Source organism: Paenibacillus sp. FSL L8-0436 (genome assembly GCF_038593025.1).
Taxonomy (GTDB): domain Bacteria; phylum Bacillota; class Bacilli; order Paenibacillales; family Paenibacillaceae; genus Paenibacillus_AQ.
This window is the reverse complement of sequence record NZ_CP151955.1, coordinates 6,608,899-6,625,557: the sequence shown is the minus strand read 5'-3', so window position 1 is coordinate 6,625,557 and position 16,659 is coordinate 6,608,899. Positions and strand designations below refer to the sequence as shown.

General features: G+C 47.6%; 24 protein-coding genes. 22 read left to right on the top strand and 2 right to left on the bottom strand.

Going from position 1 to position 16,659, the window contains the following annotated elements:
- The first annotated feature begins 27 nt into the window (after positions 1-27).
- The 16 genes from rpsE (at position 28) to rpsI (ending at position 9,065) form a co-directional block, all read left to right on the top strand.
- Complete coding sequence (gene rpsE, locus NSS79_RS30640) at positions 28-525, top strand: 30S ribosomal protein S5 (RefSeq protein ID WP_036652980.1); 498 nt, start codon at positions 28-30, stop codon at positions 523-525.
- A 14-nt stretch (positions 526-539) separates the two neighbouring features.
- On the top strand, positions 540-725 hold the full coding sequence (gene rpmD, locus NSS79_RS30635) for a 50S ribosomal protein L30 (RefSeq protein ID WP_019908243.1): 186 nt from the start codon (positions 540-542) through the stop codon (positions 723-725).
- A gap of 40 nt (positions 726-765) precedes the next feature.
- Entirely contained in the window at positions 766-1,206 is a 441-nt protein-coding gene (rplO, locus tag NSS79_RS30630) for a 50S ribosomal protein L15 (RefSeq protein ID WP_020427058.1), read from the top strand.
- Positions 1,206-2,504, top strand: a complete 1,299-nt coding sequence (gene secY, locus NSS79_RS30625) for a preprotein translocase subunit SecY (RefSeq protein ID WP_038597052.1) — start codon at positions 1,206-1,208, stop codon at positions 2,502-2,504. Before rplO ends, secY begins: the two co-directional genes overlap by 1 nt.
- Positions 2,505-2,601: 97 nt before the next feature.
- The gene (locus NSS79_RS30620; RefSeq protein WP_342437332.1) at positions 2,602-3,246 is read left to right on the top strand and encodes an adenylate kinase; all 645 of its coding nucleotides are present in this window, start codon (positions 2,602-2,604) and stop codon (positions 3,244-3,246) included.
- A 4-nt stretch (positions 3,247-3,250) separates the two neighbouring features.
- Positions 3,251-4,003, top strand: coding sequence for a type I methionyl aminopeptidase (gene map, locus NSS79_RS30615; RefSeq protein ID WP_342437331.1), 753 nt, complete (start codon positions 3,251-3,253; stop codon positions 4,001-4,003).
- 9 nt (positions 4,004-4,012) lie between these two features.
- Positions 4,013-4,321 carry a KOW domain-containing RNA-binding protein gene (locus NSS79_RS30610; protein ID WP_342437330.1) on the top strand — a complete coding sequence of 103 codons (309 nt, stop codon included), beginning with the start codon at positions 4,013-4,015 and terminating at the stop codon, positions 4,319-4,321.
- A gap of 2 nt (positions 4,322-4,323) precedes the next feature.
- The gene (infA, locus tag NSS79_RS30605) at positions 4,324-4,539 is read left to right on the top strand and encodes a translation initiation factor IF-1 (protein WP_018753971.1); all 216 of its coding nucleotides are present in this window, start codon (positions 4,324-4,326) and stop codon (positions 4,537-4,539) included.
- 53 nt (positions 4,540-4,592) lie between these two features.
- Positions 4,593-4,706: a 50S ribosomal protein L36 gene (gene rpmJ / locus NSS79_RS30600; RefSeq protein ID WP_003322638.1), complete on the top strand. Its 114-nt coding sequence runs from the start codon at positions 4,593-4,595 to the stop codon at positions 4,704-4,706.
- A 19-nt stretch (positions 4,707-4,725) separates the two neighbouring features.
- Positions 4,726-5,094: a 30S ribosomal protein S13 gene (gene rpsM / locus NSS79_RS30595; protein ID WP_020427053.1), complete on the top strand. Its 369-nt coding sequence runs from the start codon at positions 4,726-4,728 to the stop codon at positions 5,092-5,094.
- Positions 5,095-5,113: 19 nt separating this feature from the next.
- A complete protein-coding gene (gene rpsK / locus NSS79_RS30590; protein WP_019908251.1) occupies positions 5,114-5,509 on the top strand; it encodes a 30S ribosomal protein S11 in 396 nt (131 codons plus the stop codon).
- A 131-nt stretch (positions 5,510-5,640) separates the two neighbouring features.
- Entirely contained in the window at positions 5,641-6,585 is a 945-nt protein-coding gene (locus NSS79_RS30585; RefSeq protein WP_036680585.1) for a DNA-directed RNA polymerase subunit alpha, read from the top strand.
- A gap of 42 nt (positions 6,586-6,627) precedes the next feature.
- The gene (rplQ, locus tag NSS79_RS30580) at positions 6,628-6,993 is read left to right on the top strand and encodes a 50S ribosomal protein L17 (protein ID WP_019908254.1); all 366 of its coding nucleotides are present in this window, start codon (positions 6,628-6,630) and stop codon (positions 6,991-6,993) included.
- Between the two features lie 206 nt (positions 6,994-7,199).
- Positions 7,200-7,979 (top strand): tRNA pseudouridine(38-40) synthase TruA, encoded by a 780-nt coding sequence (truA, locus tag NSS79_RS30575; RefSeq protein ID WP_342437329.1) that lies wholly within the window; start codon positions 7,200-7,202, stop codon positions 7,977-7,979.
- Positions 7,980-8,214: 235 nt separating this feature from the next.
- Complete coding sequence (gene rplM / locus NSS79_RS30570) at positions 8,215-8,652, top strand: 50S ribosomal protein L13 (RefSeq protein WP_038597038.1); 438 nt, start codon at positions 8,215-8,217, stop codon at positions 8,650-8,652.
- Positions 8,653-8,672: 20 nt separating this feature from the next.
- A complete protein-coding gene (gene rpsI, locus NSS79_RS30565) occupies positions 8,673-9,065 on the top strand; it encodes a 30S ribosomal protein S9 (protein WP_025706574.1) in 393 nt (130 codons plus the stop codon).
- 90 nt (positions 9,066-9,155) lie between these two features.
- Here the strand turns inward: rpsI and NSS79_RS30560 are convergent, their stop codons facing one another.
- Positions 9,156-9,785, bottom strand: coding sequence for a DUF1796 family putative cysteine peptidase (locus NSS79_RS30560; RefSeq protein WP_342437328.1), 630 nt, complete (start codon positions 9,783-9,785; stop codon positions 9,156-9,158).
- A gap of 163 nt (positions 9,786-9,948) precedes the next feature.
- Here NSS79_RS30560 and NSS79_RS30555 point away from each other — a divergent pair, with 163 nt between their 5' ends.
- The 5 genes from NSS79_RS30555 (at position 9,949) to NSS79_RS30535 (ending at position 15,120) form a co-directional block, all read left to right on the top strand.
- Positions 9,949-10,824: a glycosyltransferase gene (locus NSS79_RS30555; RefSeq protein ID WP_342437327.1), complete on the top strand. Its 876-nt coding sequence runs from the start codon at positions 9,949-9,951 to the stop codon at positions 10,822-10,824.
- Between the two features lie 369 nt (positions 10,825-11,193).
- Positions 11,194-11,886, top strand: a complete 693-nt coding sequence (locus NSS79_RS30550) for a phosphoadenylyl-sulfate reductase (RefSeq protein WP_038596980.1) — start codon at positions 11,194-11,196, stop codon at positions 11,884-11,886.
- A gap of 40 nt (positions 11,887-11,926) precedes the next feature.
- Positions 11,927-13,096, top strand: a complete 1,170-nt coding sequence (sat, locus tag NSS79_RS30545; protein ID WP_342437326.1) for a sulfate adenylyltransferase — start codon at positions 11,927-11,929, stop codon at positions 13,094-13,096.
- Positions 13,097-13,174: 78 nt separating this feature from the next.
- On the top strand, positions 13,175-13,915 hold the full coding sequence (gene cwlD, locus NSS79_RS30540) for an N-acetylmuramoyl-L-alanine amidase CwlD (RefSeq protein ID WP_342437325.1): 741 nt from the start codon (positions 13,175-13,177) through the stop codon (positions 13,913-13,915).
- Between the two features lie 95 nt (positions 13,916-14,010).
- Complete coding sequence (locus NSS79_RS30535) at positions 14,011-15,120, top strand: Mrp/NBP35 family ATP-binding protein (RefSeq protein ID WP_342437324.1); 1,110 nt, start codon at positions 14,011-14,013, stop codon at positions 15,118-15,120.
- 60 nt (positions 15,121-15,180) lie between these two features.
- Here the strand turns inward: NSS79_RS30535 and gerD are convergent, their stop codons facing one another.
- Positions 15,181-15,858 carry a spore germination lipoprotein GerD gene (gene gerD / locus NSS79_RS30530; RefSeq protein ID WP_342437323.1) on the bottom strand — a complete coding sequence of 226 codons (678 nt, stop codon included), beginning with the start codon at positions 15,856-15,858 and terminating at the stop codon, positions 15,181-15,183.
- 128 nt (positions 15,859-15,986) lie between these two features.
- On the opposite strand from gerD, the gene NSS79_RS30525 reads away from it, so the two are divergent.
- Positions 15,987-16,577: a KinB-signaling pathway activation protein gene (locus NSS79_RS30525; RefSeq protein ID WP_342440471.1), complete on the top strand. Its 591-nt coding sequence runs from the start codon at positions 15,987-15,989 to the stop codon at positions 16,575-16,577.
- The last annotated feature ends 82 nt before the right edge of the window (positions 16,578-16,659 follow it).

The window sequence follows — 16,659 nt, the reverse complement described above, 5'->3', positions numbered from 1 at the left end:
AATATTTCTTAAAAGGAGGTTAACGACTTGCGTGTAGATCCGAACAGTTTAGAGCTGACAGAAAGAGTTGTACACATTAACCGTGTAGCAAAAGTTGTAAAAGGCGGACGCCGTTTCAGCTTTAGTGCACTTGTTGTTGTGGGCGATGGCAACGGCTACGTTGGTGCTGGTATCGGTAAAGCCGGCGAAGTTCCGGATGCCATCCGTAAAGGCATTGAAGACGCCAAGAAAAACCTGATTCACATTCCAATCGTAGGAACTTCGATTCCCCATCTGGTTACTGGACATTTCGGCGCAGGACGCGTGCTGCTGAAACCAGCATCGGAAGGTACTGGCGTTATTGCCGGCGGTCCAGTTCGTGCGGTATTGGAATTGGCAGGCGTTGGCGACATCTTGACAAAATCTTTGGGTTCTTCGAATTCCATGAACATGGTCAATGCAACTTTAGAGGGTCTTTCCCGTCTGAAACGCATTGAAGAGGTCGCGAAACTTCGCGGCAAATCTGTCGAAGAATTGCGCGGTTAAGGAGGGGAACGTCAATGGCAAAATTGCAAATTACCCTCGTACGCAGCGTAATTGGACGTCCAGAAACACAACGTGTTACTGTTAAGACGCTCGGCCTGCGTAAGACTAACTCGTCCGTGGTTCACAATGACACTCCTGCAATTCGCGGAATGATCAACAAAGTGAGCCACTTGCTGTCCGTTACAGAAATCGAAGGCTAAACGCCTCGCATAAATTAACAAACATAAGGAGGTGCAAACGATGAAGTTACATGAACTTGCTCCAGCTCCGGGCTCCCGCAAAGAACGCAATCGCGTTGGTCGCGGACCTAGTAGCGGTAACGGAAAAACTTCCGGTCGCGGTCATAAGGGTCAAAACTCCCGTTCCGGCGGTGGTGTTCGTCCCGGCTTCGAGGGTGGACAAAACCCACTCTATCGTCGTCTGCCTAAACGTGGTTTCATCAATCCTACCCGTAAAGAGTATGCGATTGTGAACCTGGAAGATCTGAATAGCTTTGCTGAAGGAACTGAAGTGACTCCACAGTTGCTGATTGAAACTGGTGTTGTCAAGAATTCCAAAAGCGGCATTAAGATTCTCGGTAACGGCGAACTAGCTGTTAAATTGACTGTACAAGCAAATAAGTTCTCTCAATCTGCGGTAGAGAAAATCGAGGCTGCCGGCGGTAAAACCGAGGTGATCTAATGTTCAAGACGCTTAAGAATATATGGCATATTGAAGATTTGCGCAAAAAGATCCTGTTTACCCTGTTCGTTCTGATCATCTACCGACTCGGTTCGTTTGTACCGGTTCCTGGTGTGAACAAAGAAGTACTGGAAACAACAAATCAAAGCGGTGACGCTTTGATGGGTCTTCTGAACACCTTCTCGGGCGGAGCGCTCAAAAACTTCTCGATTTTTGCGATTAGTATTTACCCGTACATTACCGCATCGATCATCGTGCAATTGCTTTCGATGGATGTTATCCCTAAGTTTGCCGAATGGGCTAAACAAGGGGAGCACGGGAAAAAGCAGCTGGCGCAAGTCACCCGTTACGGCACAGTAGTGCTCGGTCTGATTCAAGCGTTTGCGACTTCAATCGGATTCAACCGGATCTACAGCACTGAGATGATCCCGAATGCAACCTTTGCGGATTATCTGCTTATCGCGATCATTTTGACTGCGGGTACATCGTTTCTGATGTGGCTGGGTGAGCAGATCACGGAAAAGGGAATAGGAAACGGGATTTCGATCCTGATTTTTGCGGGAATCGTCGCTGCCATACCGGGACATATCACGGCTACGGCTCAGTCCAGCTTTATACAGCCGGATCAGATGTTCCTTAATATTCTTAAAGTCGTTATCGTGTTGATCTTGGTTGCGGCGATTATTGTTGGAGTAATCTTCGTACAGCAAGGGATTCGTAAGATTCCTGTGCAATATGCCAAACGCGTAGTCGGCAACAAGATGTATGGTGGACAGAATACGCATATTCCGCTGAAGATTAACGCAGCTGGCGTTATTCCTGTCATTTTCGCTGTTTCTCTACTGCAATTCCCGGTTGTACTCTCCAGCTTCTGGTCAACACATGAGTGGGCGAAATGGGTTGCTGGCAACCTGAAGTTTAATGAGCCTCTCGGTATGGTTCTGTATGTGCTGATGATTATTGGATTTACGTTCTTCTATACGTTTGTTCAGATGAATCCACAGCAGATGGCCGACAACATGAAGAAGAATGGCGGTTATATCCCGGGCATCCGTCCTGGTAAAGCAACGGAGAAATATCTCACCAAGGTAATGTCCCGTCTGACTATGTCCGGCGCGCTGTTCTTGGCGTTTATATCCGTACTTCCTGTATTCTTCGGGAAGCTCTCCGGTCTACCTGATTCGGTTCAGATTGGTGGTACATCCATCCTGATCGTTATCGGTGTAGCATTGGATACCATGAAGCAGATCGAGAGCCAATTGATCAAACGCCATTACAAAGGCTTCATCAATAAATAGTGGATAGGTTCCGGCGAAGCATGAGATTTACAGACTTCCCGGCACCTATTGTGCTGTTTCTTGCTTGGTGGCGAACTTTTGGGGGGAGAGAGAAATCGTGAACATTCTATTCATGGGCCCTCCTGGGGCAGGCAAGGGGACACAAGCAGCAGTTATCGTTAAAGAGCTTGGCATTCCGCATATTTCGACAGGTGACGCCTTCCGCTTGGCAATCAAGCAGGGGACTCCGGTTGGATTGAAGGCCAAATCTTATACCGAACAAGGCTTGCTTGTACCTGATGATGTGACTATTGGAATCGTTGAAGAACGGCTTCAGCAGTCCGATTGCGAAAAAGGTTTCTTATTGGATGGCTTTCCAAGAACCCTTTCGCAAGCGGAAGCGCTGGAAGATATCTTAAACCGCCTCAATATTTCATTGGATCATGTAATCAACTTGAATGTAGACCGTGGACTGCTGATGGCGCGTCTTACGGGACGTAGAATCTGCAGGGTTTGCGGAGCATCCTACCATTTAATTTTCAACCCGCCGAAGCAAGAAGGCATTTGCGACATTGATGGCGGTGAGTTGTATCAACGTCCGGATGACAACGAAGAGAGCGTAGGCAAGCGTCTGGATGAGTATGATAACAAGACAGCACCGCTGCTTGCGTTTTATGAGAATAAAGGTCTTTTGCGTCAGGTAAACGGAGAAAACGAAATCAATGTCGTTACTTCCGAAATCGTATCTTTGTTGCGAGGTTAATGTAATGATCATTTGTAAATCCGAGCAGGAACTTGCCTTTATGAGGGAAGCTGGTCGAATTGTTGCCGAGAGTCACCGGTTGATCGCTGAAGCTATCCAGCCTGGCATCACAACCGGAGAGCTCGACAGAATCGCCGATCAATACATTCGCAGTCAAGGTGCTGTGCCGTCTTTCAAAGGTTACAACGGTTTTCCTGCCAGCATTTGCGCTTCAGTCAACGAACAATTGGTGCATGGATTTCCGGGTAAACGCAAATTGATGGAAGGCGATATAATAACGCTTGATATCGGTGCAGAGTACCGCGGTTATCACGGTGATTCCGCTTGGACCTACGGAGTGGGCAGCATTTCTGATGAAGCTCAGCGCTTGCTGGACGTCACGGAAGGCTCCTTGTACGCAGGACTGGCGTTAGTCAAACCGGATGTGCGCTTGTTTACAATCTCCCATGCGATCCAGCAAACTATTGAAGACGCCGGATTCTCCGTCGTACGAGAGTATGTGGGTCACGGCATCGGGGCAAAACTGCATGAAGAACCGCAAATTCCAAACTATGGCATAGCGGACCGCGGACCACGTCTGAAACCGGGTATGGTACTCGCGATTGAGCCGATGGTGAACGTAGGGAACAGATATGTCAGAACGCTGGAAGATAACTGGACGGTCGTTACGGTAGACGGTTCATTGTGCGCTCACTTCGAGCATACAGTAGCAGTTACGCCGGACGGCATGGAAATTTTCACGAAACTGAATGCGTAGGTGATCTTGATGAATACTCAGAGCAGCCCGCAGATTGGTCAATTGGTGAGAATTCTCAAAGGCAAAGATACCGGAGAGGCTGCCGTTGTTATCGCAGTTGTGGATAGCAGATTTGTATATATTGCCGATGGGGACAAACGGAAGTTTGATGGGCCGAAGAAGAAGAACATTCAACATCTGGAGCTCATACCCTTTATCAGCAGTGAGGTTGTGAACAGTTTGGAAGAAACCGGCCGGGTTACCAACGGAAAGCTGCGTTTTGCAGTGATGAAGTATGGCGGACCTGCTGGAATAAGTGCAGATGAGAAAGGAGACTAACTGTGGCTAAAGAAGATGTCATTGAAGTCGAAGGTACGGTCATTGAGCCGTTGCCGAATGCAACGTTTAAGGTTGAGCTTGAGAACGGTCATCAAATACTTGCCCATGTGTCCGGGAAATTGCGGATGCACTTTATCCGTATCCTAACCGGAGACAAAGTGGTCGTGCAGTTATCGCCTTACGATTTATCTAAAGGTCGTATAACTTACCGTAAATAGATGGGAACTACAACAAAAGTTTTGCTTCGCAAAACTTTGAGGAGGTAATTAACATGAAGGTAAGACCTTCTGTGAAGCCCATTTGCGAGAAATGCAAAGTCATCCGCCGCAAAGGGACTGTTATGGTAATTTGCGAAAATCCGAAACACAAACAAAAACAAGGTTAAGAAGGGGGTGTAGCGTAAAATGGCTCGTATAGCTGGAGTGGATTTGCCACGTGATAAACGCGTTGAGATCGCCTTGACTTATATTTTCGGAATCGGTAAAACGACTTCCCAGAAAATTCTTAATGAAACAGGCATTGACGTTAACACACGTGTCCGTGATTTGACGGAAGATGAAGTCAGCAAACTGCGTGAAATGATCGACAAGTCAGTTAAGGTTGAAGGTGACCTGCGTCGTGAAATTTCCTTGAATATTAAGCGTCTTACTGAGATCGGCTGTTACCGCGGTGTTCGCCACCGTCGTGGATTGCCTGTTCGCGGTCAACGCACCAAAACGAATGCCCGTACCCGGAAAGGCCCGCGTCGTACGGTAGCAAACAAAAAGAAATAATAAGGGGGGATAAGAGACAATGGCTAAACCGAAAAAAGTCGTACGTACCAAACGTCGCGACCGGAAGAATATCGAGAGCGGCGTGGCACATATTCGTTCCACGTTCAACAACACTATCGTTACGATCACGGATCCTCACGGAAATGCAATTTCCTGGGCTAGCTCCGGCGGTCAAGGATTCAAAGGTTCCCGTAAATCGACTCCATTTGCAGCGCAAATGGCAGCCGAAAGTGCTGCTAAAGCAGCGATGGAACACGGCATGAAGTCCGTTGAAGTTATGGTTAAAGGACCGGGCGCGGGCCGCGAAGCAGCCATCCGTTCCCTTCAAGCCGCAGGGCTTGAAGTAAACCTCATTAAAGACGTAACTCCGGTTCCTCACAATGGATGCCGTCCGCCGAAACGTCGTCGCGTATAGTGAAATCAGAATTGTGATTGTGGTATAATTCTGACGCATCTGCTAATAATAGGTGTTTAGGCATACTACATGATGCACCTGATGGGGTGACAGTTTCATATAGGAGCGACGTTTGAAGGAGGGGTACACTCGTGATAGAAATCGAAAAGCCGAAGATTGAGACCGTAGAAGCCAATGATGAAGGAACCTATGGGAAATTCGTAGTTGAACCGCTGGAACGTGGATATGGCACGACTCTGGGGAACTCGCTTCGCCGGATTCTGCTTTCCTCCCTTCCGGGAGCCGCAGTAACATCGGTCCAAATTGACGGCGTTTTGCATGAGTTCTCGACCGTTCCTGGCGTAATGGAAGATGTGACGGAAATCATTCTGAACCTTAAAGCTCTTTCTCTGAAGATCCATTCAGATGAAGAGAAAGTGTTCGAGATTGATGCTGAGGGTGAAGGCATCGTTACCGCAGGTGATATCCGTGCGGATAGCGATGTTGAGATCCTCAATCCGGATCTTCATATTGCAACGCTGGGACCTGGCGCGAGACTTCACATGCGTATTTTTGCAGGCCGTGGTCGCGGTTATGTCCAAGCAGACCGGAACAAACGCGACGACCAGCCAATCGGTGTTATTCCGGTTGACTCCATCTACACTCCTATTTCCCGCGTGAATTACGGCATTGATAACACTCGTGTCGGTCAAGTGACGAACTATGACAAGTTGACGCTGGAAATTTGGACAGATGGCAGTATCAGACCGGAAGAGGCAGTTAGCCTCGGAGCCAAAATTTTGAACGAGCACCTCGTATTGTTCGTAGGACTTACGGATGAAGCGAAAGACGCCGAAATTATGGTTGAAAAAGAAGAAGACAAAAAAGAAAAAGTGCTTGAGATGACAATCGAAGAACTTGATCTTTCTGTCCGTTCCTACAACTGCCTCAAACGTGCCGGTATTAATACCGTACAAGAGCTGACTACGAAAACTGAAGAAGATATGATGAAGGTTCGTAACTTGGGCCGCAAATCTTTGGAAGAAGTTCAAGAGAAGCTCGAGGAACTTGGTTTGGGTCTCCGCACAGAAGAATAGTTAACAGATTGCTTGAGTACTTGAGTGAAGGAGGGAAAACAAATGGCATACCAAAAATTGGGCCGTGATTCCAGTGCGCGTAAAGCGTTGTTCCGCGACATGGTAACGGATCTGTTCCTTTACGAGCGCATCCAGACAACGGAAGCCAAAGCGAAGGAAGTTCGTTCCATCGCTGAGAAACTGATCACTAAAGCGAAAAAGGGCGATCTTCATGCTCGTCGTCAAGTAGCTGCATTTGTTCGTCGTGAAACTGTTGACGGTGAACAAGATGCAATCCAAAAACTGTTCTCTGATATTGCTCCTCGTTACACAGAGCGTCCAGGCGGATACACTCGTATCCTGAAGCTGGGACCTCGCCGTGGCGATGCTGCGCCTATGGTTTATCTTGAACTGGTAGACCGCGCGTAGTAACGCAAGTAATGATTTCCGGAATTATCCCTTTCCCCCATGATCCTCGGAGCATGGGTAGGAAAGTATTAAACGTTATTGTGCTGCAGGGGCGGTAAGGCCCTGCCGTGCAACTAACCGCGGGAATCACCTTGTATAGAGTAGAAGGAGCTCCCGCCGGGGCTCTTTTTTTTTGAAAACCAAGTATGGACTGACAGGAGAACGGAATGCGCAATCTATTGATGAAAGTCAATTATGACGGGACCCATTATGATGGCTTTCAGACCCAGCCTCAGGGCAATACGATTCAGGACCGGCTGGAACAGGCAATACTCCATCTGACGGGCGAGGCGCTCAAGATAACCGCCTCTGGACGGACAGACGCGGGTGTGCATGCTTATGGACAGCCGTTTAACTTCATGACCTCCTCTCAAATCCCGCTTGAACGCTGGTGTCTGGCCCTGAATGCCCGGTTGCCGCAAGATATCGTGGTTACCGAGGCGAGGGAGGTTCCGCTATCGTTCCACTCTCGTAGAGGAGCAAAGCGCAAAACCTATCGGTACACGATTAATGGCAACCGGTTTCCGGATCCGTTTCAGCGGCGCTGGCAGCATCACCACCCGGTGAAACTCGATATACCGGCTATGCAGAAAGGTCTTACACATTTACTGGGTACCCATGACTTCACCTCGTTCGCATCACGGAAGTCCACGAAGACTTCCCATGTTCGGACGATCTTTGAGGCTCATATGGAGATTGACCGCAGTATGTGTCGATCTGACTCGGTAGACCAGGGTGTCATTCACACTTATATTACGGGCAGCGGATTTCTGCAGCATATGGTTCGCATTATTATGGGAACGCTGATTCACGTGGGAGAAGGCAAATACCATGCGGACAAGGTTGCGGATATTCTAGCCGCATGTGATCGGGCGGCGGCAGGACCAACGGCCGTATCTAAGGGCTTGGCGCTGTGGAGTGTTGAATATGACGAGGATGGAATTTAGGCGTGAGCGTTCTATACTTTTTTAGAAAAATTATAGTCAATAAGCTTAAAAATCACTTGCACTTGTCATGTTTATGCTGTAATATAAAAGTTGTGTTTTCTTGATGGCTATCCCACAGCCCCGATCAAGAAGATGCCGACAAATAAGCTTTTTTTAACTCACATAATCGTAATCCAATGAGAAACAAGATATACGAAACAGATGATTTTCGTACGAGAACAAGGAGGAAACATTCATGCGTACCACCTATATGGCGAAACCAAACGAAGTTGAACGCACTTGGCACATTATTGATGCCGAAGGCAAGACACTTGGTCGTTTGGCCAGCGAAGCCGCTGCATTGATCCGTGGCAAACACAAACCGCAATTCACTCCACATGTTGATACTGGAGATTTCGTAATTGTTATCAACGCTGAGAAGATTCACCTGACAGGCAAGAAAATGCAAAACAAGAAATATTACCGTCACTCGATGCACCCAGGTGGCTTGAAAGTCACTGTTGCAGAAGACCTGATCAAGACTAAACCTGAACGTATGATCGAATTTGCAGTTCACGGTATGATTCCTAAGACTCGTCAAGGGGATCACATGAAGTTGAGATTGAAAGTCTATGCAGGCGCCGAGCATCCACATGCAGCACAAAAACCTGAAGTTTACGAACTTCGCGGATAAGAATAGAGGAGGACAGTTTCATGGCACAAGTACAATACTATGGGACAGGTCGTCGTAAACATTCGGTAGCACGTGTTCGCCTTGTACCGGGTGAAGGACGCATTGTCATTAACAAACGCGAGATGGACGAATATTTCGGTGTGGAAACATTGAAGATGATCGTGAAACAACCTTTGAACCTGACTGAAACACTGGGCAACTACGATGTAATCGTTCTTGCACATGGTGGCGGCATTTCTGGTCAAGCTGGAGCAATCCGTCACGGGATCTCCCGTGCACTTCTGAAAGTAGATCCAGAATACCGCGGTGCCCTTAAGAAAGCCGGCTTCCTGACTCGTGACCCACGTATGAAGGAACGTAAGAAATACGGCCTCAAAGCAGCACGTCGTGCTCCACAGTTCTCGAAACGTTAATATCCCTTGTATCAAGGATATCAAGCCTCTGGCCTTTATGGCCAGGGGCTTTTATTTTTGCCATAATAACGCTTTGACCATAACAATTTTTTAGCTAACACTAAAGCCATACAATATGGATCTCCAGAGATGATCATTATCATGGAACATGTCCGGGACTTCTGGGATTTGTAAGGCGCAAACATTGTTAAAGGGCCAAGGAGTTTCGATGATTCCATGTACGGGTGCATGATTAATAACAAGCAGGTTAAATGTTCCTTTAACCATCCCGTTTAACACATCCAGCAGTTCAGCGGTTTCATGTATTGTGGCTTCGGTTCGAATAAATAATACCTTGTCAGCGTCCATGAGGGTCTCGAGGAATCGCGGAATGCGGCGCTGTAGTTTTTCTTTTAGTTTTGGATAGCTGACAAGCTGCTCCGGTGTATTTTCAACCAGTGGAAAATCATGGTGAGAAAAAGCATGGTACGCTGCGTCCCTAACAATATAACATTCCGCCTTATGATTAATTCCCGTAATACTAAGATTAGGAAAATCCATGAAATGGGCGAACCGATTTCGCAATAGATTGCTTACACCTGCCAGAACGGGAGTCTCCACCCAATCAATTACCCCACCGACCTTTCGTAACAGAGTGCGGGATAATTGATCTGCAGCGAGGCAGTTATGTCCTAAACTGAATATAACATCATAGGTACCCTTAATCTCATTCAATATCATGCGGCTCGCCCCCCCGGATAATTTACTATATTAAATTAATGTCAGGAGAAAAGCGTTTGGACGATCATACATATTTAATTTGAAACAGGCACTTATTTATATCGAGACAAGGCATGGCCTCATAATCTATAAAGTGTTAAGTATAGTTGAGGCGGTGCGAGTAATGGTGAAAATATCGGTTTTGTTGCCTGTATACAACTCCTCCCTTTATATTGAGGAGTCAATTCAGAGTATCCTTCAGCAATCGTATCCGGATTTTGAACTACTGATTATAGATGATGGGTCTGTTGATGGAACCTTGGGAAGAATAAAGGGGATTCATGACAGCCGTATAAAGGTGATTTCTCATGCCGTAAACATCGGTCTTATCAGAACATTGAACGAAGGCCTTTCGTTATGTACGGGGGAATATATTGTCCGCATGGATGGGGATGACATCGCATTGCCGCACCGTTTGGCACGTCAGGTGGCCTTTATGGATGCGAATCCGCATATAGGGGTTTGCGGTAGCCAAGCAGAATATATCGGCATAGCCGGGACTACGGTTAAACCACTAAATCATGACGAAATAAGGTGTTGGCAGTTTTTTCACTGTACGTTTGTGCATCCTACTGTCATGCTTAGAAAATCCATTCTGGATAATCATGGAGTGAAATATTGGGATTACCCTCATGCAGAAGATTTTGAGCTGTGGAACCGCTTGGGGGAGGTAACCCAATTGACCAATCTGCCTGAAGTGCTGCTAAAGTACAGGGTGCATACTAACCAGATATCTTACGTCCATGAAACTATGCAAGAACAGATGGCTGAGAGGATCATCAGGCAACAATTTGGGCAAATCGGGCTCAATCCCACCTATGAGGAGTATCAGCTGCATAAGGATTTCTGCCATTTTAGGATTCAGGTTCATGATTTCAATCAATACAACAGAGCGTTAGCATGGGCTCATAAAATCTTGGAGGCGAATAACCGGGCCCAAAAATACAACCATGAGGTTTTGAATTCGGTATTATCTCAATGTTTTACCTTCTCTCAATAAGCTTGCCGCGTTGTTCTTTAAACTGGTATTACTCTGGTTGTAAAACACCTGTTAACTGCGTGAATAATGCTCTATTAGGCGCATTCACGTGTTGATGGCCTATTTAAAGTAGAAGTTGTGGTTTGATAATTCAGAGTTCCTGACTATCTATTCTTCTTATTTACAGCATATCTGTCGGTTTTTAGGGATATCAAGCCTCTTGCCTTTATGGACAGGGGCTTTTGGCTTTTTATGGCTCTATAAATGCTATAAAATGCATTGACTTCCTCAGGGAAAGTTATATACTATTCCATATAAAAATAGTTGGAATTGTCGTCATAAGTTCAGCATTATCTTTAAGCTGCATAACTAGGATGGAGGAATACTGAAATGAATCTGCTTGAGAAAGAAGATTTGATTAAAGTTAAGGCCGAGGAACTGGAAAATGCCTCACCTGAAGAGATTATTCGTTGGGCAGTAGAAACTTTCCCTAACATCACCTTTGCTTGCAGTTTTGGAGCCGAAGATGTAGTACTTGTTGATATGCTGCAGAAGGTTAGTCCGTCAACGGATGTTTTTTATCTGGATACGGATTATCATTTCAAAGAAACCTATGAGACAAGAGATATTATGGCTGATAAATATGGAATGGAGTTCGTGCGTGTGTCGCCGCAGATATCTACGCAGGAACAGGCACTTCAATACGGTGATGCGCTATGGAATGTCGATCCTAACCAATGCTGTGCGATCCGCAAGGTAGAGCCGCTTACCCGCATTCTTTCCCAATATGATGCCTGGATTACCGGGATTCGCCGTGATCAGGCGCCAACCCGCGCCAATTCCAAAAAGGTAGAGTACGATTATAAATTCGGACTGGTCAAATTTAATCCGATTGCGCACTGGACGACTGAGGATGTATGGAATTACATCCGCGAAAATGATGTTGTATATAATCCGCTCCATGACCGCAATTTCCCGAGCATCGGCTGCGAGCAATGCACCCGTGCTGTTATGCCTGGCGAAGATCCGCGTGCCGGAAGATGGTCCGGTTCGGAAAAAACGGAATGTGGACTGCATAAATAAGCAAGGCACGAGAAGCGAGACACAGGAGGAGAGAAATTAGATGACGTCAATACTTCCACATGGAGGAACACTGATTCAGCGTACAGTGGAGGGAGCGCAGAGAGAAGAACTGCTGCAGCAAGCTTCGGGCTATAAATCAATCGCAATTAATACATGGACTATCTCTGATCTGGATTTGATTGCCGTGGGAGCCTTCTCACCGCTTACCGGTTTTTTAAATGAAGAAGATTACCATTCTGTTGTGAAAAGTATGAGACTTGCGGATGGCACCGTATGGAGCATTCCCATCACACTTGCTGTTGAAGATGATGTGGCCTCAGGTCTGGCTGTTGGTGATACCGTGTCTTTGATCGGTGAAGAAGATGGTGTGATTTATGGTTTGCTGGATGTGCAGAGCATTTACAGCGTAGATCAGCAGCTTGAAGCACAGAACGTCTTCAGAACGACAGATCCGGAGCACCCTGGCGTCAGCAAATTGCTGGCCCGTCCGGCAACCTATGTAGGAGGACCTATAAAGGTCTTGAATCGTCCGCAGCCGGAGAAGTTCGGGGAGTTCTACTTTGATCCGGCCAAGACGCGGCAAACTTTTGCTGATAAAGGCTGGAGAACGGTTGTTGGCTTTCAGACCCGAAATCCCGTTCACCGTGCCCATGAGTACATTCAGAAGTGTGCTATGGAGGTTGTAGACGCTTTGTTCCTCAATCCTCTGGTCGGCGAGACCAAATCCGATGATGTGCCGGCCAATGTGCGGATGAAGAGTTATCTGGCGCTGCTGGAAAATTACTACCCGGCAGACCGTACGTTCCTTGGAGTCTTCCCGGCAGCTATGCGTTACGCGGGTCCAAGAGAAGCGATATTCCATGCCATGGTCCGCAAAAATTACGGCTGCACCCATTTCATCGTGGGCCGTGACCATGCCGGTGTAGGCGACTACTATGGAACTTACGAAGCACAAGAGATTTTTTCTAACTTCACTGCTGAGGAGTTGGGGATTACACCGCTATTTTTTGAGCACAGCTTCTTCTGCATCAAATGCGGAAATATGGCCTCCAGCAAGACCTGCCCTCATCCGGGTGATCAGCATCTGACACTATCCGGTACGAAGGTGCGTGCGCTGCTACGGGATGGCCAGTGCCCGCCTCCGGAATTTACACGGCCTGAGGTTGCGCAAATTTTGATTGAGGGAATGTCTCAGGAAGTTAACGCCTAAATACGAAGAGCTAGTACTATTTGGCCCTCTTGTCCCATATAGATGAGTAGAATCTATCGGGACGAGGGGGTCTTTGTTATGTCTGGCCGAAAGCAGCGGAAAGTCTCGGTCTGGATCTCATGGAACAGTATTAAAAAAAGCATGCTGGGCGCAGTGCTGCTTGCTCTGATGATCGGCATCATTGCCTATGATATGCCTACCGCCAAAACGCTGAACTATTGGAGCCTGCCATTGTCCGGTAAGATTATAGCCATCGATGCCGGCCATGGCGGACCGGACGGAGGGGCAGTCAGCCGTGAGGGACTGATCGAGAAGGATATTAACCTCTCGGTATCACTCTATCTGCGCGATTATTTGCAGCAGGCGGGGGCGATTGTAGTTATGACACGTGAAGGTGATTATGACCTGGCTCAGGAGGGCACCAAAGGATATTCCAAGCGCAAGACAGAGGATCTGAAGCAAAGGGTAAGAACTATTGAAGAGAAGGGCGCGGACCTCTTTATCAGCGTGCATATGAACAGTGTCCCTTCCGGCCGCTGGAGCGGAGCGCAAACCTTCTATTATCCCAACAACGAAGGGAATAAAGCGTTGGCGGGCTTTGTACAGGATGAACTCAGGGCTACGCTGGAGAATACCGATCGTGTAGCTAAAACTGTGAATACAGTGTATCTGTTAAAAGCATTGAAAATGCCGGCTGTGCTTGTGGAGGTAGGCTTTCTGTCACATCCGCAGGAGTCGGCTTTGCTTGGAGATGATGTCTATCAGCGGAAGGTGGCAACGAGCATTTACCGCGGGATTATGCGGTATGCTTCAGAGTAGCAGTGAGGAGGGACTACTCATCCGCAGAGGGGGAATGCTATAATAGACAAAAATACCGGAACCTTACCCGTCCGGAAGGAACAGAGGTGCTTTCCATGCTGACCAGGGAACAAATTCAGGAACTATTGCAGTCACTTAAAGACCCGGAATCCGGAAAAAGCCTTGTGGAGCTGCAGTTGATTCGCGATATTATGATCAAGGAAGACCGCATATCCTTATCGCTTGTATGTCTGGACCAAGATGAGAAGAGCCGTATGGAGTTGGAGCAGCAGGTGCGTGATCTGCTTACAGCGGGCGGAGCCGGCAATGTGCATATCCGGCTGCGTGATGCCACCGGCTATGAGCGCTCTATCTTGCGCGGAGAGAGCGTGGACGATGAGCCGGAAGAACGTCAAGGGGACAAGCTTAAAGGGCATGCAGCGGGCCTTGAGGGCCATGAGCTGATTGGTGAGAACTCCGGCGTGAACTTCATCGCTATCGCCAGCGGCAAAGGCGGGGTCGGCAAATCAACCGTGACGGTAAATCTGGCAGTGGCACTCGCCCGAAAAGGGAAGAAGGTCGGATTGATTGATGCTGATATCTATGGTTTCAGTATTCCGGATATGATGGGGATTGAAGAGGGACCGATTGTCGAAGAAGGCACAATTATACCTGTAGAACGTTTCGGAGTGAAGGTCATGTCCATGGGCTTTTTCATCCGGGAGAATAGTCCTGTCATCTGGAGAGGACCCATGCTTGGCAAGATGCTCCGCCAGTTCTTCAGCGACGTAGGTTGGGGAGAGCTTGACTACATGCTGCTTGACTTGCCTCCAGGTACGGGTGATGTGGCGCTGGATGTGCATCAGATGCTGCCGCACAGCAAGGAAATTATCGTAACTACGCCCCATGCAACAGCAGCCTTTGTAGCGGCCAGAGCAGGATCAATGGCTTTGCAGACAGAGCATGAGATTCTTGGGGTCATTGAGAATATGGCCTACTATGAATGCTCGGATTGCGGCAAAAAGGACTATATTTTCGGCCGCGGCGGCGGGGCGAGACTAGCGGAGACACTGCATACGGAGCTGCTGGCCCAGATTCCGCTTGGCGCACCGGATAATCATATCTCCGAACTGGATTTCTCACCGTCCGTATATAAACCCGAAACAGCTACCGCACAGCTGTTTGCGGAGATTGCCGATAAATTGATTGCGAAGTATGAGCAGTAATTCAGATTGGCATTAAAAAGAGGCCGTCCCCATTCTAAGTGGGAGAAGGCCTCTTTTTATTTAGGAACCGGAATCATCGCCGCCTTGTTGCTTCTGGCTGTCGCCTCCGCTTCCTTTGTCCCCGCCTTTCTTTTCAACCTTCGGCTGAAGTTCATCCTGGACTACCGTTTTAAGCAAACCGAGCACCTCCATGCGGAATAAAGGATTCTGCATCGCTTCCTGCATAATAGTCATGGATTGCTTACGGTAATCTGAAGTTTTAGTAAGGTCTAGGAACATTTTCATCATTTCGGGCGACTTCATGATCTCTTCGATTGATTTTTGATACGTTGGATCTTTGATCAACTGAAGATGCAGTTCTTTACTCTGGGTATTGATCGCTTTGGCAAATTCACCGGCAAATTGCGGATCGGTCATGATTTTTTCAATTTCTTTTTGATACTCAGGAGCTGTAATTGTGTCTTTAACGGCAATCCGGATTTGTTCCGTCGTTTGGAGCGGCATCATTTTCATGCTCAACCCGCCGCCGCTTCCTTCGGAGCCGGAGCTTGGACTGGAGAGTGCCTCCTCTACGGCTTTTTTTCCCTCATCGCTTTTCAATATATCAACAACCATGGTCTTCATTTCCTTGTATCCCATCTGCCCGGATGATGAACTGCTCTGTTCTCCTCCGCAGGCCGTTAAAGCCATAATTAAGCTTAAAGCCAGGCCTCCGGACCATAAACTCCTCCATTTCATTGGCGCTGCCCCTCCTTTGTAGGATTCCTGACTGTAGTATGCCGCGCGGACACACATTTATGTTGCAGTATAATGGTTTTTTGACGGTAAGCTTGGTAAAATAAATCTGACACGGGGAGGTGAACTGGCTGAGTATAAAGAAATGGTTTTATTTGTTCTGGACCACGCTTCTGATCGGTGCGGGCGGAGCGGTAGTAGCTGGACTTGCACTGCAGGCTGTGAATGGCCGTATCGAGTTCAAAAGCACTGCCGATCTCTTCATTTACCCCCTGATCCTTTTTGGCTATGGCATGCTTGTCAGCGTTTACTCGCAGCTCGGCTTCTTTGCGTATCTGATTCTCAACTATATGGGAACGGGTGTGTTTCGGTGGAAGGTCTGGCAGTACATACAACTGGTGCTGGCTGTGCTTGCCCTGCTTGAGCTGATCTTCCTGCGAACTTTTGTAGGAGGAGAACGAAACGTCGTCTCTGATTTGATTCTGGGCATCGTTATATTGCTTACAGCCATTATTGTGTCCTATTTTAAAGTACGAAGCACGAATAGTTCAGCCTGGATTCCGACATTTTTCTTTATGACAGCCATCACGATAGTGGAGACGATTGGTGTGCTCCGCATAGGAGTGGACAGCGCTACCGTATTTATTGTAATTCCGCTTATTGCAAGCAATGCATTCCAAATTCTGATGCTGCACCGTATTCTGAAACCACGAACAGGATAATTATGAAAATACAAAGAACCCCGTTCTCCAGATGAGAAGCAGGGTTCTTTGTGATTCCTCCAGCCGGCGATTAAAAACAGGA